This window comes from Helicobacter sp. T3_23-1056, from assembly GCF_053654535.1.
The window spans coordinates 97,638-120,522 of the sequence record NZ_JBSIUU010000001.1 but is presented as its reverse complement, the minus strand read 5'-3'; the positions used below and the strand labels follow the sequence as shown (position 1 = coordinate 120,522).

Here is a 22,885-nt window from a genome sequence, read left to right as displayed (position 1 = left end):
ATACGATTTTTTTTTGCCACGCCTTTTTTGCTACGATTTTTTTATACGACTTTTTGCAAGCGCGATTTTAGATTAAAAATCTGCGTAAATGCTCTTCGACTTCTGCGGGATTTGATTTTGAGATAAAGGCATCTGCGCCTAGTTTTTGCGCCATTTCGACATTAGAATCGCTGCTCATCGATGAATTTACAATCACAGGAATCCCTCTAGATTCTGGGTTGTTTTTGATTCTTTTTAGCACTTCAAAGCCCGATATTTTTGGCATCTCCAAATCCGTAATCACAGCCCCCACTTGACTTGCCACACCTTCAGAATACAAATAATCAAGCAACCCCTCGCCATTTGCAAAACTCATATAATGCAAATGCAAATGCTCCAAAATCAATCCCAACGCCTTGCTAGCGGATTTTGAATCCTCTGCGACAAGGATAAGTTTGTTGCTATGAATGGCTTGCAAATTGCTGATTTCAAGTCTATTTGAGTCCGTCATATCAGGGAACGCATCTGCTACCATTCGCTCAACATCTAAAATTTGGATAACCGAGCCATCATCATATTTTGTCGTAGCCACCACCTTGCTTTCCCCATCAAACCCAAACTCCCCGCCTGCTGTGATTTCGCCCCAACTTTTGTTGATGATTCGCTTCACTCCCAAAATCTTAAGCCCGATATTTTGGCTAGAAAAATGACAAATCACCACAAGGCTTTTTTGAGAATTTATCGAAAAAGGGCGCAAATCTCTATGCGGGTCATTTGCGCTAAAATAAAGCCACCTGCGCATATCAATAAGCGGCATAGATTCCCCCCTAACCGTTAAAAACCCAAGCACAAGTCCATCTTTTTCGCCCGCAGTCTCTGTGATTTCCCCATCATAATAAATGATTTCGCGCACTTTAAATACATTTATCGCATAAAGTTGCTCGCCCATTTTTTCACCAGAAACGGGGCTAAACACGCTTGATTCTAGGTTTTCTAGCAATGGGTGAGTGTGGCTTTTTTTCTCGCCCATTTCGCTTTGGGTGTGAGTTTTTGCGGTTGGTAGATTTTGCGTGTTTTGGGCATTTGGTGGATTATGGGCGGTTAGATTTGTGATAAGTGAATTTTGCGCTTTATTGTGCGTGGTGCTTGTGGCGTTTGTGCTATTAGAAGCACCAGAATATATCGAATCTTGCGGATTTGGGGCTAGATTTTCTACATTTTCTTGTGGTGCAAAATCTTGCGCAGGATTTTGTGCAAGATTTTGCAAATGTGGATTTTGTGCCACATCGCCACTCTCCGCAGAATCCACCACATTGCCACAATGCGGGCACACAGCCCCGCCACAATGCGGACAGATTGTCGTGGCGTTTGGATTATTTGCGTCTGTGATATTTGCGATATTTGCAATATTTGCGTGGCTTGCTTGCGGATTTTGTCCATTGTTTTGTCCATTTTGCGCGTTTGTAGCGTTTGTCTTGCCTGCGGTATTTGCTAGATTTTGCGCATTTGGGCTTGCTAGATTTTGTGGATTTGTGCCGTTTTGATTGCTTGGGAAAAGTGCCAAAGGATTGCTATCATCAAGGGTAAAGCACAAAAATTGCGTTTCGTTGTTTAGATGCAGGCTTGTTTTTTGGTCTATATCTTGTATCAAGCGAACTCCTTTTTAAGTGGTTTTGCGTAGATTAGATTCTATTAGGCAGGTTTTGGGCAAGTTTTTGGGATAGTTGTATGCCAAAACTTATGCAAAAAATTATACAATTTTACTTCATTTTTTCTTTACAAACTCTTATAAAAGGCAAAAAATGCTTACTTCTTTTGAACAATACCAACAAGCTGTTGAAAAACTACGCAAATATGCCCACGCTTACTATGTCCTAGATGACCCTATCGCTAGCGATGACGAGTATGACATACTCTATCATAAAGTAAAATCTTATGAGGATTTGCATAAGGATTCTATCTTGCCATACTCCCCCACACAGCGCGTAGGAGGCGAGGTGCTAGAGTCTTTTAGCAAAGCCACGCATTTAAGCAGAATGTGGAGTTTAGATGATGTGTTTAGCTATGAGGAAATGGCTCAATGGATAGATAAAATCCTAAAAATCTATCCAAATGCCTCTTTTGTATGCTCTCCCAAATTTGACGGGGCTTCGCTAAATCTACGCTATGACAATGGACATCTAATCAGCGCGGCAACGCGTGGCGATGGGCTAGTAGGCGAGGAAGTCTTGCACAATGCAAAGACGATTCGCTCTATCCCTTTGCAGATTTTGCATAAAGATTTGATAGAGATTCGTGGCGAAGTCGTAATCAAAAAAGAGGATTTTGAGCGCATAAATAACGAGCGATTGCAAAGTGGAGAAGCCCTTTTTGCAAACCCTAGAAACGCCGCTGCAGGCTCACTGCGCCAGCTAGATAGTAGCATTACAGCTAGGCGCAAACTGCTATTTATCCCGTGGGGCATAGGCAGTAGCGCAGAGTCGCAAACCCCGCTAGATTCTAGCTTTTTTGGGGCATTGCGCAAAATCCAAGATTTTGGGTTTGCGCAATTTTTGGGGGATTTAAAAGTAGCCAAAAACGCGCAAGAAATCCAAGCGCACTATGAAAAGCTAAAATCCAAACGAGATAGCTTTGAAATGCTTTTAGATGGAATGGTAATAATGCTAGATAGTTTTGAATCCCAAAAAGAGCTAGGCTGGACGACAAAATCCCCGCGCTTTGCGTGCGCGTATAAGTTTCCCGCGCTAGAAAAAATCACCAAACTTCTATCCATCACGCATCAAGTCGGGCGCACAGGGGTCATCACGCCCGTAGCAGAGCTAGAGCCCGTAGAAATCGAGGGCGCAAAAATCGCGCGTGCCACCTTGCACAACTACGCAGAAATCGCCAAAAAAGACATACAAATAAATGACTTTGTGATTTTAATCCGCAGTGGCGATGTAATCCCCAAAATCATAAAATCAATCCCCGCAAGACGAGATGGCACACAAACGCCCATAACGCCCCCCACGCATTGCCCGATTTGTGATGGCGAACTAATCAAAGAGGATATTTTTATCCGCTGTGCAAATCTAGCCTGCGAAGCAAGAGTCAAAGAATCTATCGTGCATTTTGCGAGCAAAAAAGCCCTAAATATCGATGGCTTAGGCGAAAAAATCATCTACTTGCTTTATGATGCGGGCAAAATCACTTCGATTTTAGATATTTATGCGTTAAAGCGCGAGGATTTGGAGGATTTGGAGGGATTTAAAGACAAGAAAATCAGCAATTTGCTAGAAGCGATAGAAAAAAGCAAAGGGGTTGAGCTATGGCGCGTGATAAACGCACTAGGCGTGCCAAATATCGGCGAGTGGGCTAGCAAACAGCTTGCAAATGCGTTTGGAGCGGAGTTTTTCACAAAATCTAAAGATGAGATTTTGAGTATAAATGGCTTTGGAGAGGAAATGGCAGAATCGATTTTAGAATTTGGCAAGATAAATGCGGAAATCATATCTAAGATTTTAGCAATCATAAACCCAAAAATCCCCCCTAAAAAATCGCTAGATTCTAGTGTAAAATCTAGCGATGATAAGGGCTTTGATTTGGGAGTAAATGGGGATTTTGGGGGGCAGGATTTTATAGGACAGGATTTTGGAGGGCAGATTTTTAGTGGCAAAACTTTCGTCATCACAGGCACGCTCTCACGCAGTAGAGATGAGATAAAAGACGAACTAGAATCGCTAGGAGCGCGGGTAAGCGGGAGTGTGAGCGCGAAAACGGATTTTGTCCTATGTGGCGAAAATGCGGGGAGCAAAGAGCAAAAAGCACGCGAATTGGGCGTGAAAATCATAAGTGAAGGCGAGCTAAGAGAAATGATTAAGTGATTTTATGGGGCAAAATGTGGTGTTTTGCGGTGCTAGCTTTTATGGCGTAAATATGGTGTTTTGCGGTGGCTAGATTTTGTGGGCAGATTAGGCATTTGTGGATTAAGTATTTAGTGTTTTTAGATATTTCTCTTATGCTTAAGTATGGCAAATGTTTGCAGTATAGCAAAAGTCGGTAGTATAGGCGGTGTTGCCGTCATTGCGAGCAAAACACAAGACTTGCGTGGCAATCCATATCATCAAAATTACAAAATATGTTTTTTTTTTTTTTTTTTTGAATTTGTAAAGTGTGGATTGCCACGAATTTAGCCTTTTTGACAAAAGCCTAAATTCTCGCAATGACGAAAATCCTTGTCATACTGAGGTTTCGTAGAAACCGAAGTATCTCAAAACTTCAAAATGCAAATAGAGATATTTCGCGCTCACGCGCTCAATATGACAACAAGAGAAATGCTTAGGTTTCTGCAAAATCGCAGTATGAAAGCAAGCATTTCGTCATTGCGGATAATGACTCTGCTTCCGTCATTGCGAGCGTTGCAACGCAACGCGTGGCAATCTATCCGCTTGTCATACGACAAACATTCCGTCATTGCGAGCGGATTTGAAAAAATCCGCGTGGCAATCTATTTTATTAGTTGTGTAAAAATCGTGTTTTTCGGTATTTTGTATCGATAGATTGCCACGATTCTACGCTACGCGCAGAATCTCGCAATGACGACAACGCAACTCTCAATGACAAAGTCGAAGAATTTCACAATGACAAATCTACCCACCCCCACCCAACGGGTTGCGAGGCGTTAGCCGAAGCAAAAACCCTCTCCGCAAGGGAGTGGGTTTATTTTGGATTGCCACGCACAACAAGTTGTGCTCGCAATGACGGCAATGCAAAATTTCACAACGGCAATGCAAAAAACTTGCGATACCATTGCAAAATCTCACAATGACAGGATTTCCTACTCTCTTGCGGATTTGCACACTTCTTGTCCCCCCTCCCTTGCGGAGGGGGTTAGGGGGTGGGTATTTTATCCTAATGCGCATAAGCGAAGTATCCAAAATCCTAATCCTTGTCATACTGAGGGCGTAGCCCGAAATATCTCAAAATCTAAAAATGTAAGTAGAGATATTTCGCGATTACACGCTCAATATGACAATAAGAGAGAAGCTTCGATTTCTACAAAATCGCAGTATGACGGCAAACATTCCGTCATTGTAAGCAATGATTCCACTTCTGCCATTGCGGATAATGACTCTGCTTCCGTCATTGCGAGCGTTGCAACGCAACGCGTGGCAATCTATCCGCTTGTCATACGACAAACATTCCGTCATTGCGAGCAAATGCGACTTTGTCAAAAGTAGCATTTGCGTAGCAATCTATTTTATTAGTTTTGTCAAAATCTTATTTTTTGGTGTTTTATACCGATAGATTGCCATTATTTTGTCATTGCGAGAATCTGCGATTTTGTCAAAAAATTGCAAAATCGTGGCAATCCACAAGTCATAAATCATAATGCTAAGGTTTCGCAAGAGTCCAAAGTATCTCAACATACATTGCTACCATTGCGCCACCATTGTGCCACCATTGCCACGCAAAATCTAACGCATTTCTAAAATAAACTGCGTTTTAGAAAAACTGCGTCTTGCTTGTTTAGCTAAAAATAACGAAAATCCCAAAATCCGTTACAAAACAAAACCCACTACAAAAATAAATCCCATCGCAAAAACAAATATAAAATCTAAAAAACAAAGACACAAACAATAAAAAAACAATCAACAAACAAAAATCAAACAAACAAGCGACAAAGCACAACAAAAGAAAAATCAAAAACAAAAATAAAAACAAAAAAGCAGGGCAAGATAAGGCAACAAAACAAAAGTCAAAAACAAAATAAACAAAACAAAATCAAAAATCAAAAAAAATTAAAAACACAGCGCGAAACAACGCAAAAAAAGCAAAATAAAAAATCAAAAAAAGTCAAAATCCACCAAAAATCTACCAAAAAACCTACCAGCTAAAACCGCCGCCGATTTTGACATTTAGATAGCTTGGCAATTTTAGGCTATTAGACACCATTGGCATAGGCGTTAGATTTAGGTTGCTTTGCACGGCGATGTCTAAAAATCCTAAAATATTTATCCCGCCTGTCAAAATCACGCCCTCTTTTGTCGTGTCGCGGAAATCATACATACTGCCAAACCTAAAATCCACATATTTAAAATCAAACATCACGCCCCCGCCTATCATTTGCGAATAAGGACGCGTGCTAGATAGCGTCTCATTTGCTAGCAAATCCGCATCTAGCGCGAAAACTACGCGCTCTTTCCACAAAGAGTAGCTTACCCCCGCCCTCACCTGTGTGTTTAGCTCGATAGTTTTTTTGTTGGTTTTGATTTTGGGTGCGTTTAGATTTTTGCCGACCACGCCAAAGATTAGATTTTTTGAAAAACTAGGCATATATAGCAGCCCCGCATCCACGCCCCAAGTAGAAGTCTGCACAATGTCTTTGGTGCTAAAGCTGATATTTTTAGCGATTGTATCATAGCCACCGCTTGATTCTAGCACATACCCGCCTGCGTGGATATATTTGCCCGCGATTCCTAGCCCAAATGTCCCAAATCTCGTATGAAACGCATAGCCATAGCCTAGCGGGACTTCAGCTACTGCTAGCGTGCTAGCACTTATTTGGTGATTTGCATCTTTGCTTAGCGCGGAGTTGGTGTTGCCATTTACTTGCTTTACGGTTACGCTATCTTTGCCTGCGCTCACTTCTATATGCGTGCTATCTTGCGTGATGATTAGCCGTTTATGATTTTCATCGATTTTGGCATTTGCGTTTGCATACGCGCTTGCTAGCAATCCTAGCGAAATCCCCCAATTATTGTTTTTGCCACTATAAGTGATGATAAGCCCATTTTGGCTAGATACGCTAAAATCATTTTGATTTAGCATATTAAAGAGGGATTCCATATCACGCAAAAACTTTTTTATCACATCATTTGAGCTAGCTTTTAGCGTGATTCCACCACTGCCAAGCATTTTGGTTAAGTCGATTTTCTCACCTTTGCCTAGTGTGTTAATCACACTGCCGATACTGCTCTCATCTAGAGAATCTATAAGCCCACTAAGTAGCCCTAGAGAGCCATCTGTGTCATTTTGTTTTTTTATGGAATCTTGTAGGGATTTTTTGACTTCATCGATTTTGCCATTTTTTTGCACCTCTGCCCAAGCCTTAGACACATCAGTTTCAGTTCCTGTGCCACCTGCTAGTTTGGATAGCGTTTTTGCCAAATCTTCCGTAGTTGGATTGCCACTTGTGTTACCTGTAAAATCTTTTAGCACCGCTTCAAAAGATGAGCTAAGCCCACTTATTTGAGTATTTTGGGTATTGGGTTGTGAAGCATTTCTGCCTTGCACGCTTTGTGTGGAAGTGGTAACTCCCGTGCCATTGCCACTAAATAAGCTACTTAGCTGATTCCCCATTTTTTCGATATTATCAGTATCTATCCCCGCTGCCCCTAGCAAATTTGTCTCTTTATACCCCGCGCCAAAGCTATATGCAAAGCTAGATTTATTTACCACGCCTAGCAATGCAGGGTTATAATACAACGCCCATTGGGATTGCTTGAGTGCTACACCTGCGCCACCCATACCCGCAGAGACATTGCCCATCCCGCCAAATTCTAGCGCATTTGCACCCTCCATACTAACAAAGGCTATGGCTAGCGAGATAGCGAGATTTTTGGTGTATTTGTTTGTGTTAAATTTTGCGTTAATTTTTGTGTGAAGTTTAGTAGTATATTTCATAGCAAACCTCTTAAAGTAAGGGATATTTTCAAGCAAATTATATCAAATCCAAACAAAAAGAATGCCAAACAAGCCAAAAAATTGGGTAAATTTTAGGATTTTACGAGATTTAGCACAAATTGACACGGGATTGATTAGATTTTGCGTTGATTTATGTGAGAATTTAATAGATTTTAATGTATGAAATACTACAATGTTGTCTTAGATTTTGTCATTGGAGAGCGGATTTGGCGAGCGGATTTGTCAAAATCCGCTTGGCAATCTATACTACGATATTGCGGATACTGCGATATTGGCAATGTTGTGGTGTGGATTGCCACGATTTTGCTTGCGCAAAATCTCGCAATGACAAAAAGTAGCGTTTTGGATTGCCAAAAAATGTGATTTTTAGCAAAGTCGTATTTTTGGCAATGACTTTACCCACCCCCAAACCCACTCCGCAAGCTCCGCAAGGGAGGGGTTTTAAGAGGCATTGTAACTCTTGCAATGGAAGGGGAAATCTTGTCGTTGCTAGATTTTGGCAAGATTTTGCGTAAGATTTTGTATAAGCAAAATCGTGGCAAGATTTTTTTATGGATTGCTTTGTGGTGGATTTGCCACTGCAATCGCAATGACAAAAAAAATAAAATAAAAGGAAAAACAAATGCCAAAGAAAAATCAAACCTTGAAACATATTGGATTTTTATCTTGCGTGCTAGGGATTATCACGCTTTTTAGTGGCTGTGCCACAGATATAAAAAGCCTAGAAAAATTTGCCCACACTTACTACTATCAAGACGCAAAGCAAGCAAGTGATTTTGCGCTAAAAAAGAGTGATGATAAGGATTTATTATGGCTTAGTCAAGCGGGCGTTAGTGCGTTTAGTGCGGGGAGTGAAAACGCCATAGAGCTACTAGAAAAAAGCGAAAATCTATTTAGCAAGTATGAGGGGGAGGGACTGCTAGCAAAAGGTGGCGCACAAGTGGGCGCAGCTATCGTAAATGACAATGCGATGGCGTATAGGGGCAATATGTATGAGGGGGTGTTTTTAAACTATTATAAGGCATTAGCCCAGATGGAAAAAGCTAATGAAAACGGCGATATGAGTGCGACACGCGTAGAGCTAAACCGCGCAAACGATAGGCAAAGGCGGACAAAAGACTACTACGCCAAGCAAATCAATAAAGCCCTAGAAGAAGAAAATGAACGATACGCCAAAAGCAAGGCAAAAGGCGTGGTAAATAAAGATAGCTCCCAACTCCAAGCAAACAGGGAGCTAGAATCCACTTATTCAAATTTGGCGAAATTTCGGGCATTTGATGGGTTTATAAACCCTGCGGTAAGCTATATTTCAGGGCTATTTTTTGCGCTAAATGGCGACAATAAGGGCATAGACTACCTAAAAGAATCCTATGGAATCACGCAAAATGAATCTATCGCACAAGACATACTCTATCTAAATAGCGCGGATTTTAGGGCAAATGCAGAATCTAGCAGGGCATTTCGCGCTATGGTTGTAAATGCTATAAATAATGATTTGGCAGAGAGCGAAAATGACGCAAATAATGAATCTAGCAAAATCTATGAAGCGCATAAAGATGAGCTAGAAAAGCTAGATTCTATGGCGTTTTATACTTGGATATTGCTAGAAGAGGGCAGGCAAGCACACAAAAAAGAGTTTAAATTTTCACTCCCCATCATCACTTCAAATGGCTTGTATCATTTTGGTATCGCATTGCCTCAATTTGTCGAGGGGGTAAGCTTTGCAAATAGCTACGGCATAGAATCTAGCCCAAAATCTACCCACACAAACACAGAATCTATCGCATTTGATGAGCTAGCAAATACGGATAATATCATCGCCACAGAGTTTGAAAAACAGCTAAAAACTATCATTGCGCGCGCATTTGTCTCCGCTAGCCTAAAAGTCGCCACGCAACTAGGACTTAGCAAAGGTTTAGAACAGGTAAATTCTGGGCTTGGGCTACTTGGCTCAATCTTTGGAAGTGCGTATTCTATGCTAAGCACAAACGCAGATTTGCGCATCGCTAGCGTCCTACCTCACAAAATCTTACTAGCAAAAATGCAAAATGCAAAAATAAGCAATCAAACACCAAACGACAAAGAATCAAAAGAGGATTTTAGCTATGAGATTTTCGCAGATAGGGCAAAAATCGCTAGCATAGATTTTAGCCTCTCTGCTTGCTATGAAATGTGGCAAGCAAATAGCCAAAATCAGCTCGACAAAGATAACAAGACAAAGGCTAAAAAGCACGAAAAAAGGGGGGCAATCCTGCTATGCCCATATACGCATAATATCGTGTATCTGCGACACACAAAAGCAAAGACTTATCATAAAATCCTTTTTTCGCGCTAGAGTGCGCTAACCACTACTAGCAAATAATAGCAAAGCGAAAAACCAAACGACAAAGAAAGACAATGAAACTACCAAAATTTACCTTTTTGCAACGATTTTGTCTGCCAAAAATCACTCTGCCAACGGACAAAAAACAACGATTTGCCATAATCTTTTTGGGATTTGGCGCGGTGCTGATTATCGTGCTTTTGGGAGTGCTTTTTTATGCAAGCTATCAGCTAAAATCCACCCTAAAAACCTCGATAAATGCGTATTTAGAGCAAGTAAGAGAGGATATGCCTACGCTACAATATGCGCCTTTTGATTGCTCTGGGGTGGCAAGTATCTCGTGTGCTTCGCCATATATCGCCCTAATAGATACGCTAGAAGCGCGGGACATCTCACTAGGATTTGGCAAAATGGGGGATAAAAATAAGCTAAATGCGTGGGTAGAAATCAAAGAAATAGAATTTTTAAAAGACACTAGCGCGCATTCGCTTTTGCGGGTGTTTTTTGCACTGCCAAAGGTGGATTTGAGTGATATTTTGTTCCCTACTTATATAAATTGTGAACTAGAAAATGTGTTGCTAGATTCTAGCTTGACTGCTTTACAAAATATCTCGCAAAATGTATCACAAAATGCACCACAAAATGCCCCTCAAAATATTTTGCAAAATGCGCCATCACAAATCGCGCATTCTCCAAAAGATACGCAAGAAGCACAAAATCTAGATTTTGCAAGCAAAGATTCTCGCACGCATATTTCCCACACTGCCAAATGCAATCTAAAAGCACAAAATATGCACTACCACTTCAAAGCACAAGCCCAGCAAAGTTTGCAAATCCCACACGAATCCCAACACATAAAAGACATTCTCACGCATATTTATAAATCCTACCTAAAAACGCCAAATGCCTTTATGGAGGAATCTAGGATATGGATAGATAGCATAAATCTAACGCTAAAACCAAGCGGACTAGATTCTGCCATTATAAAATGGCTAAAAAAGCAAAATCCAATCATCGCGCAAAATCCCACGCAACAAACACCAAATAATTCTAAAAAATCACAGGAAGCACAAAATATAGCAATGCAAGAATCCATAAACGCGCAGGAAAAAACCCTAAAAGAGCGATTTGATAATGCAATCACAGAGAGCGCAAATATCGCTACTTATACTTTTTCATTTGTCAGCAATAGCAAAGATACGCGCAAAGCGATAATGGAGGGGGTAAATAGTTTTAGCAATCTTTTGCAAGGGAAAAGCACGCAAGCAAGCTATGAATTTTTGCCAAAACATACGCGATATTTTCGCCTAAGCGACATAGTAAGTGCGCCAAGTGCGGTGCTAAATCTCGCAAATTTTAGCCTAAAAGTCAAACAAAGCCAAACGCCAAGCGATGATTCTACAAAATCCGCAGAATCTAGCACAAAACCAAGTGCCAAATCTAGCATAGAATCTAGTGTGGAATCTAGCGCAAAATCTAAAAAAGAGGACAAATAGTAGAATCAAAAAAAATGTGTTGATTTTAGAAAATTGATTTTGCAAAATTTGCAATTTTTATAAACACCGCAAAAAACGGCAAACGCTAAAAAAACACGGCAAACCCCGCAAATAACGCACCACAAAAAAACAACAAAACAAGGAAGCAAAATGCACAAATCCAAAAAAGACAAAAAACTACAAAAACGAAACCACAAAAAAGGACGCACAGGACTAAAACGGCTACTAAACGCGAGTAAATATTCACGCGATGGTTTTATAAGCGCGTGGAGGGAGGAAGAGGGATTTCGCCAAGTTAGCGTGCTTTGCGTGCTATCGCTAGGATTTGGACTATGGCTTGGACAAGGATTTGCGCAAAAGATTTTGCTATGTTTTAGTGGCGTGCTTTGCGTGCTAGTGGAGCTTTTTAACACCGCGATAGAAAACGCAATCGACCACACAAGCCTAAAACCTCACCCCTTTGCCAAAAAAGCAAAAGATATGGGCTCTGCTACGCAAACTTTAAGCCTACTATTTTTTGGGCTTGTGTGGGGGGTTTTTATCTATGAGGCGTATTTGTAGCGCGTTTTGGCTAGATTTATCTTGCTAGATTTGATTTTGCTAGATTTTAGTGGGAGATTTAGACAAAATCTAGTTTGACAAAATCGATGAAAAATGTATAAAAAAATGAACCACAATGTGCCAAAAGCCCTATTTTTTGGCGTTTTTTTTTTTTTTTGTTTCTTTGTGTAGCAAACTTTTTAATAAAGATTAAGTTGTTTTATAGTTTTGCTAAAGGAATAAAAACCTATAATTCTAACTTCATTTTGCACTTGTTTTACACCCATTTTACACCGCTTTTTATCTCACAAAATCAAAGGTAACCACACAATGCAAGACACACAAAATATCCGCAATATCGCCGTTATCGCTCACGTAGACCACGGCAAGACGACATTAGTAGATGGGCTTTTAAGCCAATCAGGCACATTTAGCGAGCGCGAAAAAGTCGATGAGCGCGTAATGGATAGCAACGACTTAGAAAAAGAGCGCGGTATCACAATCCTCTCCAAAAACACCGCCATAAACTACAAAGGCACGAAAATCAACATTATCGACACGCCCGGACACGCAGACTTTGGCGGCGAAGTCGAGCGCGTGCTAAAAATGGTCGATGGCGTGCTATTGCTTGTCGATGCGCAAGAAGGCGTAATGCCACAAACCAAATTTGTCGTAAAAAAGGCACTAGGCTTTGGAATCCGCCCCATTGTCGTGGTAAATAAAATCGACAAACCCGCCGCCGAGCCCGATAGAGTGGTAGATGAAGTCTTTGATTTGTTCGTAGCGATGGGCGCGAGTGATGAGCAATTAGATTTCCCCGTGATTTATGCAGCAGCGCGGGACGGATACGCAATCAAGAATCTAGAGGACGAAAAAAAGAATTTAGAGCCACTCTTTGAAGCGATTTTACAATCTGTCGCCGCGCCTAGTGGCAGTAGCGAAAATCCGCTCCAAATGCAGGTTTTCACGCTAGATTATGACAACTATGTCGGCAAAATCGGCATTGCGCGGGTGTTTAATGGCGTTGTCAAAAAGGGCGAATCCGTAATGCTTGCCAAAGGGGATGGCACAAAAGAGGTAGGCAAAATCACTAAGCTGATAGGCTTTATGGGACTTGCCCGCACCGAGATTGAGAGCGCGGGAGCGGGGGACATTGTCGCTATTGCAGGGTTTAACGCCGTAGATGTGGGCGATTCGATTGTGGATAAGGACAATCCTATGCCCCTAGACCCTATGCACTTAGAAGAGCCCACGATGAGCGTGTATTTCGCGGTGAATGATAGCCCGCTAGCTGGCACGGAGGGCAAACATATCACCGCAAACAAAATCAAAGATAGATTGCTCAAAGAAATGCAGACAAATATCGCAATGCGGTGCGAGGAAATGGGCGAGGGCAAATTCCGCGTGAGCGGGAGAGGCGAGCTCCAAATCACAATCCTAGCAGAGAATCTACGGCGCGAGGGCTTTGAGTTTAGCATTTCACGCCCAGAAGTCATAATCAAAGATGAGGGTGGCGTGAAAAAAGAGCCATTTGAGCATTTAGTAATCGACACGCCACAGGACTTTAGCGGGACGATTATCGAGCGACTTGGACGCAGAAAGGCAGAGATGAAGGCGATGAATCCTATGGGCGATGGATTTACGCGATTGGAGTTTGAAATCCCTGCGCGAGGGCTCATCGGCTATCGAAGCGAGTTTTTGACTGATACAAAGGGCGAGGGGGTGATGAATCACAGCTTTTTAGAGTTTCGCGCATTTAGCGGGAGCGTGGAGTCGCGCAAAAATGGCGCGCTCATCTCTATGGAGGCAGGCGAGGCGACAGGATTTTCGCTTTTTAACATTCAAGAGCGAGGGGTGCTATTTATCGCGCCACAGGCAAAAGTCTATGTGGGAATGGTGATAGGTGAGCACAGCAGGGACAATGACTTAGATGTCAATCCCATCAAAGCAAAGCACCTCACTAATATGCGCTCAAGCGGGGCAGATGAGGCAATCAAACTTGTGCCACCACGAGATTTGACGCTGGAGAGGGCTTTAGAGTGGATAGAAGAAGATGAGATTTTAGAAATCACACCGCAAAATCTTAGAATCCGCAAAAAGATTTTAGAGCCAAATGCTAGAAAACGCGCAAATGCTAAGAAATAACACCACAAAATCTAACGCGCAAAATCAAACATAAAATCAAAATTTAACAAAAATCTAGACATAAAGGAGTGAAAATCTAAGGAGTAAAATCTGCATATTTGGCATTTATGCCAAATCAAACATACAACATAAAAATCACAAAATCAAACAGCAAGTAAGGATTTTGCGTTTTGATTTTGTATTTTTATGTTGCGTTAAATTTGTATTATCTGCAAGCGTCTTGCTTGCATTGCCTTTTAGACAACCTAAAATCATCATTTAAGGAGATACGATGAGTATAAAAACAACCCCAAAATCTATTTTAGAGCCAAATACACACGCGCTAGAATGTAATGAATTTTTGGAAGCGATGAGATTTCGCCACGCTTGCAAGGTGTTTGATGCGCACAAAAAAATCCCACAAGACCACCTAGACATAATCATAGAATCAGGCAGGCTAACGCCTAGCTCATTTGGGCTAGAGCCTACGCGACTGCTTATATTGCGAAATAATGACATACGGCAAAATCTAAAGCCACTATGCTGGGACCAAGCACAAATCACAGATTGTAGCGAAGTCGTAATCTATCTAAGCAAAATCGCAGATATGTCGCACACTTCAAACTACGCCACGCAAATGTTTGAACGCAAAGTGGGAGGAAGCAAACCAGAGGAAGTGCGAGCAAAGCTAAAAGCGTATAAAGATGAGCGATATGCAGGATTTTTAGCCAAAAATGGCTATGTAGATTCTAGCTCTATTTATCATTGGAGCGCGAAGCAGGCGTATTTGATGGCAAGCTCTATGATGAATTGTGCTGCGTATTTGGGCATAGATTCTTGCGCGATTGAGGGCTTTGACAAAGATGATGTCGAAGCATTTTTAGGGCTTGATAGGGCAAAAGAGCAAGTCGCATTGCTAATTTGCTTTGGATATAGAATCTCACCTCCCAAGCACAAAGCCCCTAGAATCGCATTTAACGAATTTGCAACCATACTATAAAAATTTCAAAGGAAAAGAAAATGTCAAAACCACACTTTACAGTCATCAAACGAAACGGCAGAAGCGAAGTCTTAGATATAAACAAAATCAAAAAATACACTTCAAGCGCGGTGGAGGGGTTAAGCGGCGTTAGCCAAAGCGATTTGGAAATGGACGCTAAGCTACATTTCCGCGACAAAATCACCACAGAGGAAATCCAACAAACCCTAATCAAAACCGCCGTAGATAAAATCCAAATGGAAGCACCAAATTGGACTTTTGTCGCAGCAAGATTGTTTCTTTATGATTTATACCATAGGGTAAATGGCTTCACAGGCTACAAACATTTAAAAGACTACTTTACCAACGCAGAATCTCAAGGCAAAATCGTGCGTGGATTAAAAGAAAAATTTGACTTAGAATTGCTAGATTCTAAAATCGTGCCAGAGCGGGATTTGCAGTTTAATTATCTTGGAATAAAAACGCTTTATGATAGGTATCTAATCAAATCTAGCGATAATACCCCAATCGAATTGCCCCAACATATGTTTATGGCAATCGCGATGTTTTTAGCCCAAAACGAAAAAGACAAAAATGAATGGGCAATCAAATTCTATGATATGATTTCTAAATTTGAGGTGATTTGTGCCACGCCCACGCTTGCAAACGCACGCACACCGCGTCATCAGCTAAGCTCTTGCTATATCGGTAGCACGCCTGATAATATCGAGGGAATCTTTGATGCCTACAAAGAAATGGCACTGCTTAGCAAGTATGGCGGGGGAATCGGCTGGGATTATTCTAAGGTGCGCGGGCTTGGGAGTTTTATCGATGGGCATAAAAATGTCGGTGGCGGAGTCGTGCCGTTTCTAAAAATCACAAATGATGTCGCCATCGCAGTTGACCAACTAGGCACGCGCAAAGGTGCAATCGCTACTTATTTGGAAGTGTGGCACAATGATGTGGAGGAATTTATTGACTTGCGAAAAAATAGCGGGGAAGAGAGACGCAGGACGCACGATTTGTTTCCTGCGCTTTGGATTTGTGATTTGTTTATGAAGCGCGTGGAAGAAGACGCGCTTTGGACGCTTTTTGACCCTTATCAATGCCAAGAGCTCACCGATAGCTATGGAGAGAAATTTGAGACAAAATATATTGAGCTAGAAAATAACCCTGAAATTATCAAAAAACACATAAAAGCAAAAGAGCTGTGGAAAAAGATTCTCACTAATTATTTTGAAACGGGAATGCCATTTTTGTGCTTCAAAGATAATGCAAATCGTGCCAATCCAAACGCCCACGCGGGAATCATACGAAGCTCAAACCTCTGCACCGAGATTTTCCAAAACACGAACCCTAGCCACTACAAAGTAGAAATCGAATTTGAAGATGGCAAAAAAGTAACTTATGAAGAAAATGATGAAATCACTACCGATGATGGCATAAAAAAGAAAGCAAATAAACTAACTTCGCTAGATTCTATCAAGGGCAAAAAAATCTATATTTCTACCAAAATCAAAGAGGGTGGAAATACCGCCGTATGCAACCTAGCAAGCATAAACTTAAGCAAAATCCACACAAAAGAGGACATCGAGCGTGTGCTACCCATCGCTATTAGAATGCTTGATAATGTGATAGATTTAAATTTCTACCCAAATCGCAAAGTCAAAGCCACAAATATGCAAAATCGCGCCATAGGGCTAGGACTGATGGGGGAGGCTGAAATGCTAGCCACCAAGCAAGTGAAATGGGGTAGTCAAGACCACCTAAATCTAATCGATAGCATAATGGAAATGATAAGCTACAACGCGATTTTATCTAGCTCAAATCTAGCAAAAGAGCGCGGAAGCTATGAGCAGTTTGATGGAAGTAATTGGAGCAAGGGGATTTTCCCTATCGATGTGGCAAACAAAAACGCGCTTAGCCTAACGGATAAAACGCTTTTTGATACGGGATACAGCTGGCAAGAACTAAAATCAAAGGTAAAATCTCAAGGTATGCGAAATGGCTATCTTATGGCGATTGCCCCGACAAGCTCTATTTCTATCCTTGCAGGGACGACACAGACTATCGAGCCTGTGTATCAAAAAAGATGGCTTGAGGAAAATCTAAGCGGTTTGATTCCCGTAGTCGTGCCAAATCTAACCCTTGATACGGTAAACTACTACCCAACCGCGTATAGTTTGGAGCAAAGCCTGCTAGTCAAAGCCGCTGCCGTGCGACAAAAATGGATAGACCAAGGGCAAAGCCTAAATATATTTTTGCCCTCTGGCACAGCGAGCGGAAAACAGCTAAATGACATATATATGCTAGCGTGGAAACTAGGACTAAAATCCACATACTACCTCCGCACCAAAAGCCCTGAAATCATCGACAGAGGCTTAGAGTGCACAAGTTGCCAATAAGGCAAAATCGATTCTACAAACAGCGACATAACGGAGTGTTTATGAAATTTGTAAGTGTCATAATGGGAAGCAAGAGTGATTATGAAGTGATGAGCGAATGTCTAAAGGTGCTAGAATCTTTTGGCGTGAAATACGAGGTGATAATCTCATCTGCACACAGAAGCCCAAGACGCACGCACGAATATATCAAAGACGCAGAATCTAGGGGAGCGCAAGTTTTTATCGGTGCGGCAGGTATGGCTGCCCACCTAGCAGGTGCTATCATCTCCCAAACCACAAAACCCGTAATCGGCGTCCCCCTAAAAGGTGGAATCCTAGATGGACTTGATGCGCTATTATCCACATTGCAAATGCCATCATCTATGCCTGTGGCAACGATGGCGGTAGGCAAGGCAGGCGCGATAAATGCGGCATATCTAGCCATACAAATCCTAAGCCTAAATGATGAAAATCTAGCCCAAAAACTCCGCCAAGATAGACAGGAAAAACAAGAAAAAGTCGTTAAAGATTCTGCGTCAATCGAAGTTAGGCTATCTTAGGATTTGCGAAAACGGGGGCAAAATCGTTTTGCTAAAATCAAAATCGTTTTGCTAAATCTGGGCAAAATCGTGGGGAATGATTTTTGCTAAAGATAATGCCTAAAATCTAACACCTAAAATCCAATAAAGGCAACATAATGGAATCCAAAGCACCCCAAAAAGCGTGGATAGAATTTAGCGAATTTCTCAAACTCTCTGGCTTAGAAGAACAAAAAGTGCTCGAAATGATAGAAAATGGACTAATCGCAAGCAAAGAGGAAAACGGACAAAAGCTAATCGAAGCGGAGAGTAGCTCAAACGCGCTCGTGCAGCGCGTGCAAACAGGGCTTACTTCCGCTGAAGCAAATGGTGGCTCGTATGACCCTGTGTTTGTGGAGCGCACGATTCACACGATTATGGGGCTACACGACAAAGTCATAAGCGCGAAAGATGAAACCATAGCTGCTTTTAAAAGTGAAAATAGCTTCCTAAAAGACGCACTTATCTCTATGCAGGAAGTCTATGATGATGACAAAAAAACCATAGAAGTGATGCGCGAAGAGCTAAGCCACGCTAGAGAAGAGCTAGAATTTATGAAGCGAAAATACAAACTAATGTGGGGCAAAGTCTCGGATTTGGGCAATGCCAAAAGCTAAGAATCGCGCTAAAATTCGCTGGATTTTGCAAAAAAAAAAAAAAAAATGAAAAATTTTTGGCTAAAATTGATTTTTTACAAATTTTTATAAGGAAATACAAAATGAAAGTTTTTAGCATAAATATCTACGGGGGGGGGGCAATAAACCCTATCTAAAATCTAAAACAACATTTTTCACACTTCTTTTTGGCTTTTTTTATCGCTACATTTTGCCTACACTTCTTATCAAATATACAAATATCGCTGTTTTTTCTCATTTTACTTTTTATCACTTCATTTTGTGCCAAATTGTGCCAAAAGTATCCTAAATGAAGCACAATAATCAAACCCTAATCATCGACCTTGATGGCACGATTACCATTGATGACAACTTGCCATACCCCGACAAACGCCCAAATACACCACTTATAAACAAGCTAAAATTCTACAAAAAGCGCGGTTTCAAAATAGTGATTTTCACAAGTCGCGCTATGCGGACTTACAATGGCGATTTGGAGCAAATAAAAGCAAATACCCTGCCTGAGATTTTAAAATGGCTAGAAAAGCACAAAATCCCTTATGATGAAGTCATCATCGGCAAGGCTTGGTGCGGGGAGCGCGGATTTTATGTCGATGATAGGGCGATTCGTCCTAGTGAGTTTGAAAATCTAAGCCTTGCCAAAATCACGCAACTTTTGGAGAAAGAAAAAGAAGCGAATCTAGCAAAATCCACACCGCCCACGCGCTCTACACAATCAAAGCCTTCTAAAAAATCAACGCCAACTACGCACCCCACAAAATCCACGCAAGATTCGCACACAAACTCCACCAAACGCCACAAGGAATCCAAATGATTCTAATCACTTCGGCAAACTACCTATCTAGCGAATTTCAAAGCGAATTTGGCAAAATCCCACCTAGCTTTTTGCCACTTGGAGCAAGGCGATTATACGAATATCAAGCGGGACTTTTTAGCGATTTTACCAAAAATCCACAAAAAATCATTTTATCCCTGCCACAAAGCTTTGCGATAAGCGATTTTGAAAAAGCAAAAATCGCCAAACTAGGCATAACGCCACTTTTTGTCCCTGAAAATCTCTCACTTGGGCAATCCATAACCTATTGCTTAAATATGAATTTGCCCTTAAATGAGCCTTTGCAGATTTTGCACGGCGATACTTATTTCACGCGATTTGCGCCACAAAATCCCACTGATGAGCCCAAAAACACACTTGGCATCTCAAAGGCATTATACGGCTATGAATACGCAAAGTTAGATTCGCACAAATTCGCACTAAAAGACAAAATCACAAACACACAAGATTTTGTGCTAAATGGCTATTTTTGCATTGTAAATCCATATCGATTCATTGAAGCCTTGATTCGCGCAAATTATGATTTTATCACCGCGCTAAAATTTTACTCGCAAGATTTTGCGTTTCATCTTTTGCGCAATGATTTTTGGCTAGATTTTGGGCTCATTAGCTCGTATTTTCACGGCAAAAGCGTGATTTTTTCACATAGGCATTTTAATAGTATGGAAATCGATTCGCACAAACACTTTATCCACAAAACTTCTCACCACACGGATAAAATCCGCGCTGAAATAGAATGGTTTGAATCTTTACCAAATGATTTGCGACTTTTTGCCCCCAAAATCTACCCAAATCAAAACAAAAAATCCTATAAATGCGAATATCTCTACCTAAACACTTTGGCTGAAATCTTTGTCTTTGGGCGATTAAGTAGCTATGCTTACAAAACTATCTTTGAAAAAATCGCGCAAGTTTTAGGCAAGATTCACGCACAAAAACCTGTTAGATTGCCACGCCGAGCCTTTGGCAGGTCTTGCAATGACAATTTTATGTCGCCAAATTTCAACTACGCCCAAAAAAGTGCGGAGCGTTTAAGCGCATTTGCCAAAGAGCGACATTTTAATCTAAATAAGCCTTTTAGATTTAATGACAAAATCGCGCCAAGTTTGAATACCTTGCTAGATAAATTAGAGCATTTTATAAGCGCGGATTTTGCGCCCTGCTTTATTCACGGGGATTTTTGTTTTAGCAATATCTGCTTTGATTTTCGCTCACTGCGCCCCAAAATCTTTGACCCACGCGGGCTAGATTTTAGTGGCAATCCAAGCGTCTATGGCGACAAACGCTATGATTTTGCAAAACTCTCTCATAGTGTTTTAGGGCTTTATGATTTTATCGTCTTTGGATTTTATGAATGCGATTTTGGCAAATCTAGCGAGTTTTATGAAGTGCAATTTCGCGTGGAGATTAGCAAAGATATAAAGGCGATTTGGGATATATTTTTGGATTGCTTTGCTGATATAGCGCAAAATAAAGATGAGATTTTAGCGATTATGTGTCATTTGTTTTTGTCAATGTTGCCCCTGCATTGCGATGATAAAGCCCGTCAAAACGCGCTTTTGGCAAATGCGTATAGAATCTATTTTGATTTTTTAAATGGTGGTGGCAAATGAAAATCATCTTTGCTATGGCTGGGGCTAGTTCTAGATTCACACACGCGGGATACAAAGTCCCAAAATATATGTTGCCACTGCAAAATAAAAGTGTGTTTTTTCACGCAGTGAGTGGCTTTGCGCGGTATTTTAATATGTATGAATTTATCTTTGTGTATAGGGATTTGTGTGGCACAAAGGATTTTATTTGCACAGAATGCAAAAAGTTAGGTTTGGAGGATTTTCGCGCCGTGGAGCTACAATCCCTCACGCAAGGACAGGCACAAAGCGTGTATAACGCACTTTGTGCGCTAAAAATTAGCGATGATGAAAGTATGTTGATTTTTAACATAGATACTTTTAGGGTGGATTTTGTTTTGCCTAATTGCTTTGATTTGGAGCAAATCGATGGATATTTGGAGGTTTTTCGTAGCGATGGGGAGCAGTGGAGCTTTGTCCTGCCAAAAGATGAGATTTCGCATAAAGTCGCACAAACCACCGAAAAGACGCGAATCTCACCTTTTTGTAGCAGTGGGCTTTATTATTTTAGGCGCGTTGCGGATTTCAAAGCCACATTTGAATCAATGCTAAAAAAGTGCGCGACAACCAAAGGCGAATACTACATAGCTCCAATGTATAACGCGCTAATCGCGCAAGGCAAGGACATTCGCTACTATGAAATAAACCCAAATCAAATCATATTTTGTGGCACACCACAAGAATATGAAAATCTAAAATCAAAGGAGAGAAAATGAACGATAAAAAACCACAAAAACGCCTTGCAATTTGCTTTTTTGGGCATTTAAGGACTTTTAATCAAACTTGCGAATCGTTTTTCAAAAATATCGTAGAAGTGAATCGTAATGATGAGTGGCAAATCGATATTTTTATGCACACTTGGGACGAATTTGAAAAAGCTGGATTTGCGTGGCATAATTACTTAGCTTCGCTTGATGGCAAAAAGGTTACGCAAGATGATATAAATCAAGTGTTGAGGATTTATGAACCTAAAAAGTTTTTAATAGAAACCTTACACCAAGAGAGAGGTATGGACATTTCTTTGTCTAAAACACAAGAACTTGCAAGGGATTATGCAAAAGAACAAAATCTAAACTATGATTATACGCTGATTTTGCGCCCTGATTTGTATTTTAAAAATCCTTTGAGATTAAATACTTACATTGAATGGTATAAAGATAAGAGAATAGCAACAGTTGCGCCTTTACCACCAAAACACATTTTTACAGCGCATAATATTTTTGGTAGAATGCCTGTGGCTGACCCTAGATATATTTGCGAAGCGGATTTGCTATGGTTTGGCAATTTTAATCCATTGCCTTTTGTGGCTCTTCCAAATGAAGGTAGAACACCAGTTTATGGGGCAGGATATGTTGGCACCATAGTTTCTAATGTCGATTTTATTGTTATTCCTATAAATTATAGATTTGGTATAGATTTTTTCATACAGAGGATAAGTTTTAGAGAGCCTGATTTTTATAATGGAGTATTAGAAGCATTAGAAAAATTTGAAAAATTAAAAAAGTTAGAGCATTTTAGTGGTTTTGCACTATTTTATGCAAATAAAAAAATGGCTAAATTGCGCATTGCAACGCGTAAGATTCGCTATCCTATCAAAGATTTTTTCAAGCGATTGTTTTCACGCTAGGATTTTGGGATTTTGATGATTTTTTGGAGACAAGATTTTGTGCCATTTTTTAGATTTTGCACAACCCA

At 40.8% G+C, this 22,885-nt stretch carries 22 protein-coding genes; 16 read left to right on the top strand and 6 right to left on the bottom strand.

The genetic code is table 11. The features are described from left to right. Positions 1 to 67 precede the first annotated feature (67 nt). Complete coding sequence (locus ACWIUO_RS00590) at positions 68 to 1,630, bottom strand: chemotaxis protein CheW (protein ID WP_454176009.1); 1,563 nt, start codon at positions 1,628 to 1,630, stop codon at positions 68 to 70. Between the two features lie 151 nt (positions 1,631 to 1,781). Between ACWIUO_RS00590 and ligA the strand changes: the two genes are divergently transcribed. After that, positions 1,782 to 3,842 carry an NAD-dependent DNA ligase LigA gene (gene ligA, locus ACWIUO_RS00585; RefSeq protein ID WP_454176008.1) on the top strand — a complete coding sequence of 687 codons (2,061 nt, stop codon included), beginning with the start codon at positions 1,782 to 1,784 and terminating at the stop codon, positions 3,840 to 3,842. On the opposite strand, the gene ACWIUO_RS00580 is transcribed toward ligA, so the two are convergent. Together ACWIUO_RS00580 and ACWIUO_RS00575 are read right to left on the bottom strand one after the other, a co-directional pair. Further along, on the bottom strand, positions 3,835 to 3,993 hold the full coding sequence (locus ACWIUO_RS00580) for a hypothetical protein (protein ID WP_454176007.1): 159 nt from the start codon (positions 3,991 to 3,993) through the stop codon (positions 3,835 to 3,837). The genes ligA and ACWIUO_RS00580 overlap by 8 nt on opposite strands. Next, a complete protein-coding gene (locus ACWIUO_RS00575) occupies positions 3,981 to 4,181 on the bottom strand; it encodes a hypothetical protein (RefSeq protein ID WP_454176006.1) in 201 nt (66 codons plus the stop codon). Before ACWIUO_RS00575 ends, ACWIUO_RS00580 begins: the two co-directional genes overlap by 13 nt. A gap of 96 nt (positions 4,182 to 4,277) precedes the next feature. Between ACWIUO_RS00575 and ACWIUO_RS00570 the strand changes: the two genes are divergently transcribed. The 3 genes from ACWIUO_RS00570 to ACWIUO_RS00560 are packed head-to-tail and all read left to right on the top strand — an operon-like array spanning position 4,278 to position 5,198. Beyond that, on the top strand, positions 4,278 to 4,517 hold the full coding sequence (locus tag ACWIUO_RS00570) for a hypothetical protein (protein ID WP_454176005.1): 240 nt from the start codon (positions 4,278 to 4,280) through the stop codon (positions 4,515 to 4,517). Continuing rightward, positions 4,478 to 4,786, top strand: a complete 309-nt coding sequence (locus tag ACWIUO_RS00565) for a hypothetical protein (protein ID WP_454176004.1) — start codon at positions 4,478 to 4,480, stop codon at positions 4,784 to 4,786. Before ACWIUO_RS00570 ends, ACWIUO_RS00565 begins: the two co-directional genes overlap by 40 nt. Further along, positions 4,725 to 5,198: a hypothetical protein gene (locus ACWIUO_RS00560; protein ID WP_454176003.1), complete on the top strand. Its 474-nt coding sequence runs from the start codon at positions 4,725 to 4,727 to the stop codon at positions 5,196 to 5,198. Before ACWIUO_RS00565 ends, ACWIUO_RS00560 begins: the two co-directional genes overlap by 62 nt. A 15-nt stretch (positions 5,199 to 5,213) precedes the next feature. On the opposite strand, the gene ACWIUO_RS00555 is transcribed toward ACWIUO_RS00560, so the two are convergent. From ACWIUO_RS00555 to ACWIUO_RS00545, 3 genes are all read right to left on the bottom strand, one after another. Further along, positions 5,214 to 5,387, bottom strand: a complete 174-nt coding sequence (locus tag ACWIUO_RS00555; RefSeq protein ID WP_454176002.1) for a hypothetical protein — start codon at positions 5,385 to 5,387, stop codon at positions 5,214 to 5,216. Between the two features lie 457 nt (positions 5,388 to 5,844). After that, the gene (traF, locus tag ACWIUO_RS00550; RefSeq protein ID WP_454176001.1) at positions 5,845 to 7,644 is read right to left on the bottom strand and encodes a conjugal transfer protein TraF; all 1,800 of its coding nucleotides are present in this window, start codon (positions 7,642 to 7,644) and stop codon (positions 5,845 to 5,847) included. A 262-nt stretch (positions 7,645 to 7,906) separates the two neighbouring features. Further along, positions 7,907 to 8,287: a hypothetical protein gene (locus ACWIUO_RS00545; RefSeq protein WP_454176000.1), complete on the bottom strand. Its 381-nt coding sequence runs from the start codon at positions 8,285 to 8,287 to the stop codon at positions 7,907 to 7,909. On the opposite strand from ACWIUO_RS00545, the gene ACWIUO_RS00540 reads away from it, so the two are divergent. The 12 genes from ACWIUO_RS00540 (at position 8,288) to ACWIUO_RS00485 (ending at position 22,817) form a co-directional block, all read left to right on the top strand. Beyond that, positions 8,288 to 10,000 carry a hypothetical protein gene (locus ACWIUO_RS00540; RefSeq protein WP_454175999.1) on the top strand — a complete coding sequence of 571 codons (1,713 nt, stop codon included), beginning with the start codon at positions 8,288 to 8,290 and terminating at the stop codon, positions 9,998 to 10,000. It abuts the gene before it with no gap. A gap of 62 nt (positions 10,001 to 10,062) precedes the next feature. Then, a complete protein-coding gene (locus ACWIUO_RS00535; RefSeq protein ID WP_454175998.1) occupies positions 10,063 to 11,484 on the top strand; it encodes a hypothetical protein in 1,422 nt (473 codons plus the stop codon). Positions 11,485 to 11,634: 150 nt separating this feature from the next. Then, on the top strand, positions 11,635 to 12,045 hold the full coding sequence (locus ACWIUO_RS00530; RefSeq protein ID WP_454175997.1) for a diacylglycerol kinase: 411 nt from the start codon (positions 11,635 to 11,637) through the stop codon (positions 12,043 to 12,045). A gap of 309 nt (positions 12,046 to 12,354) precedes the next feature. After that, the gene (gene typA / locus ACWIUO_RS00525; protein WP_454175996.1) at positions 12,355 to 14,169 is read left to right on the top strand and encodes a translational GTPase TypA; all 1,815 of its coding nucleotides are present in this window, start codon (positions 12,355 to 12,357) and stop codon (positions 14,167 to 14,169) included. A 271-nt stretch (positions 14,170 to 14,440) separates the two neighbouring features. Beyond that, positions 14,441 to 15,148, top strand: coding sequence for an NAD(P)H-dependent oxidoreductase (locus tag ACWIUO_RS00520; RefSeq protein WP_454175995.1), 708 nt, complete (start codon positions 14,441 to 14,443; stop codon positions 15,146 to 15,148). A gap of 20 nt (positions 15,149 to 15,168) precedes the next feature. Then, on the top strand, positions 15,169 to 17,532 hold the full coding sequence (locus tag ACWIUO_RS00515) for a ribonucleoside-diphosphate reductase subunit alpha (RefSeq protein ID WP_454175994.1): 2,364 nt from the start codon (positions 15,169 to 15,171) through the stop codon (positions 17,530 to 17,532). 41 nt (positions 17,533 to 17,573) lie between these two features. Next, on the top strand, positions 17,574 to 18,071 hold the full coding sequence (gene purE / locus ACWIUO_RS00510) for a 5-(carboxyamino)imidazole ribonucleotide mutase (protein ID WP_454175993.1): 498 nt from the start codon (positions 17,574 to 17,576) through the stop codon (positions 18,069 to 18,071). 137 nt (positions 18,072 to 18,208) lie between these two features. After that, positions 18,209 to 18,706 (top strand): DUF3972 domain-containing protein, encoded by a 498-nt coding sequence (locus ACWIUO_RS00505; RefSeq protein ID WP_454175992.1) that lies wholly within the window; start codon positions 18,209 to 18,211, stop codon positions 18,704 to 18,706. Between the two features lie 307 nt (positions 18,707 to 19,013). Beyond that, on the top strand, positions 19,014 to 19,538 hold the full coding sequence (locus tag ACWIUO_RS00500; RefSeq protein WP_454175991.1) for a capsular biosynthesis protein: 525 nt from the start codon (positions 19,014 to 19,016) through the stop codon (positions 19,536 to 19,538). Continuing rightward, positions 19,535 to 21,172 (top strand): phosphotransferase, encoded by a 1,638-nt coding sequence (locus ACWIUO_RS00495; protein ID WP_454175990.1) that lies wholly within the window; start codon positions 19,535 to 19,537, stop codon positions 21,170 to 21,172. Before ACWIUO_RS00500 ends, ACWIUO_RS00495 begins: the two co-directional genes overlap by 4 nt. Further along, complete coding sequence (locus ACWIUO_RS00490; RefSeq protein ID WP_454175989.1) at positions 21,169 to 21,906, top strand: glycosyltransferase family 2 protein; 738 nt, start codon at positions 21,169 to 21,171, stop codon at positions 21,904 to 21,906. The genes ACWIUO_RS00495 and ACWIUO_RS00490 overlap by 4 nt, the downstream gene beginning before the upstream one ends. Further along, positions 21,903 to 22,817, top strand: a complete 915-nt coding sequence (locus ACWIUO_RS00485; protein WP_454175988.1) for a hypothetical protein — start codon at positions 21,903 to 21,905, stop codon at positions 22,815 to 22,817. The genes ACWIUO_RS00490 and ACWIUO_RS00485 overlap by 4 nt, the downstream gene beginning before the upstream one ends. The last annotated feature ends 68 nt before the right edge of the window (positions 22,818 to 22,885 follow it).

Excerpts from the sequence above, each read along its gene's own strand:
- ligA (WP_454176008.1), top strand. The coding sequence starts at position 1,782 with ATGCTTACTTCTTTTGAACAATACCAACAAGCTGTTGAAAAACTACGC.
- ACWIUO_RS00570 (WP_454176005.1), top strand. The coding sequence starts at position 4,278 with ATGACAACAAGAGAAATGCTTAGGTTTCTGCAAAATCGCAGTATGAAA.
- ACWIUO_RS00560 (WP_454176003.1), top strand. The coding sequence starts at position 4,725 with ATGCAAAATTTCACAACGGCAATGCAAAAAACTTGCGATACCATTGCA.
- ACWIUO_RS00555 (WP_454176002.1), bottom strand. The coding sequence starts at position 5,387 with ATGTTGAGATACTTTGGACTCTTGCGAAACCTTAGCATTATGATTTAT.
- traF (WP_454176001.1), bottom strand. The coding sequence starts at position 7,644 with ATGAAATATACTACTAAACTTCACACAAAAATTAACGCAAAATTTAAC.
- ACWIUO_RS00540 (WP_454175999.1), top strand. The coding sequence starts at position 8,288 with ATGCCAAAGAAAAATCAAACCTTGAAACATATTGGATTTTTATCTTGC.
- ACWIUO_RS00535 (WP_454175998.1), top strand. The coding sequence starts at position 10,063 with ATGAAACTACCAAAATTTACCTTTTTGCAACGATTTTGTCTGCCAAAA.
- ACWIUO_RS00530 (WP_454175997.1), top strand. The coding sequence starts at position 11,635 with ATGCACAAATCCAAAAAAGACAAAAAACTACAAAAACGAAACCACAAA.
- typA (WP_454175996.1), top strand. The coding sequence starts at position 12,355 with ATGCAAGACACACAAAATATCCGCAATATCGCCGTTATCGCTCACGTA.
- ACWIUO_RS00520 (WP_454175995.1), top strand. The coding sequence starts at position 14,441 with ATGAGTATAAAAACAACCCCAAAATCTATTTTAGAGCCAAATACACAC.
- ACWIUO_RS00515 (WP_454175994.1), top strand. The coding sequence starts at position 15,169 with ATGTCAAAACCACACTTTACAGTCATCAAACGAAACGGCAGAAGCGAA.
- purE (WP_454175993.1), top strand. The coding sequence starts at position 17,574 with ATGAAATTTGTAAGTGTCATAATGGGAAGCAAGAGTGATTATGAAGTG.
- ACWIUO_RS00505 (WP_454175992.1), top strand. The coding sequence starts at position 18,209 with ATGGAATCCAAAGCACCCCAAAAAGCGTGGATAGAATTTAGCGAATTT.
- ACWIUO_RS00500 (WP_454175991.1), top strand. The coding sequence starts at position 19,014 with ATGAAGCACAATAATCAAACCCTAATCATCGACCTTGATGGCACGATT.
- ACWIUO_RS00495 (WP_454175990.1), top strand. The coding sequence starts at position 19,535 with ATGATTCTAATCACTTCGGCAAACTACCTATCTAGCGAATTTCAAAGC.
- ACWIUO_RS00490 (WP_454175989.1), top strand. The coding sequence starts at position 21,169 with ATGAAAATCATCTTTGCTATGGCTGGGGCTAGTTCTAGATTCACACAC.
- ACWIUO_RS00485 (WP_454175988.1), top strand. The coding sequence starts at position 21,903 with ATGAACGATAAAAAACCACAAAAACGCCTTGCAATTTGCTTTTTTGGG.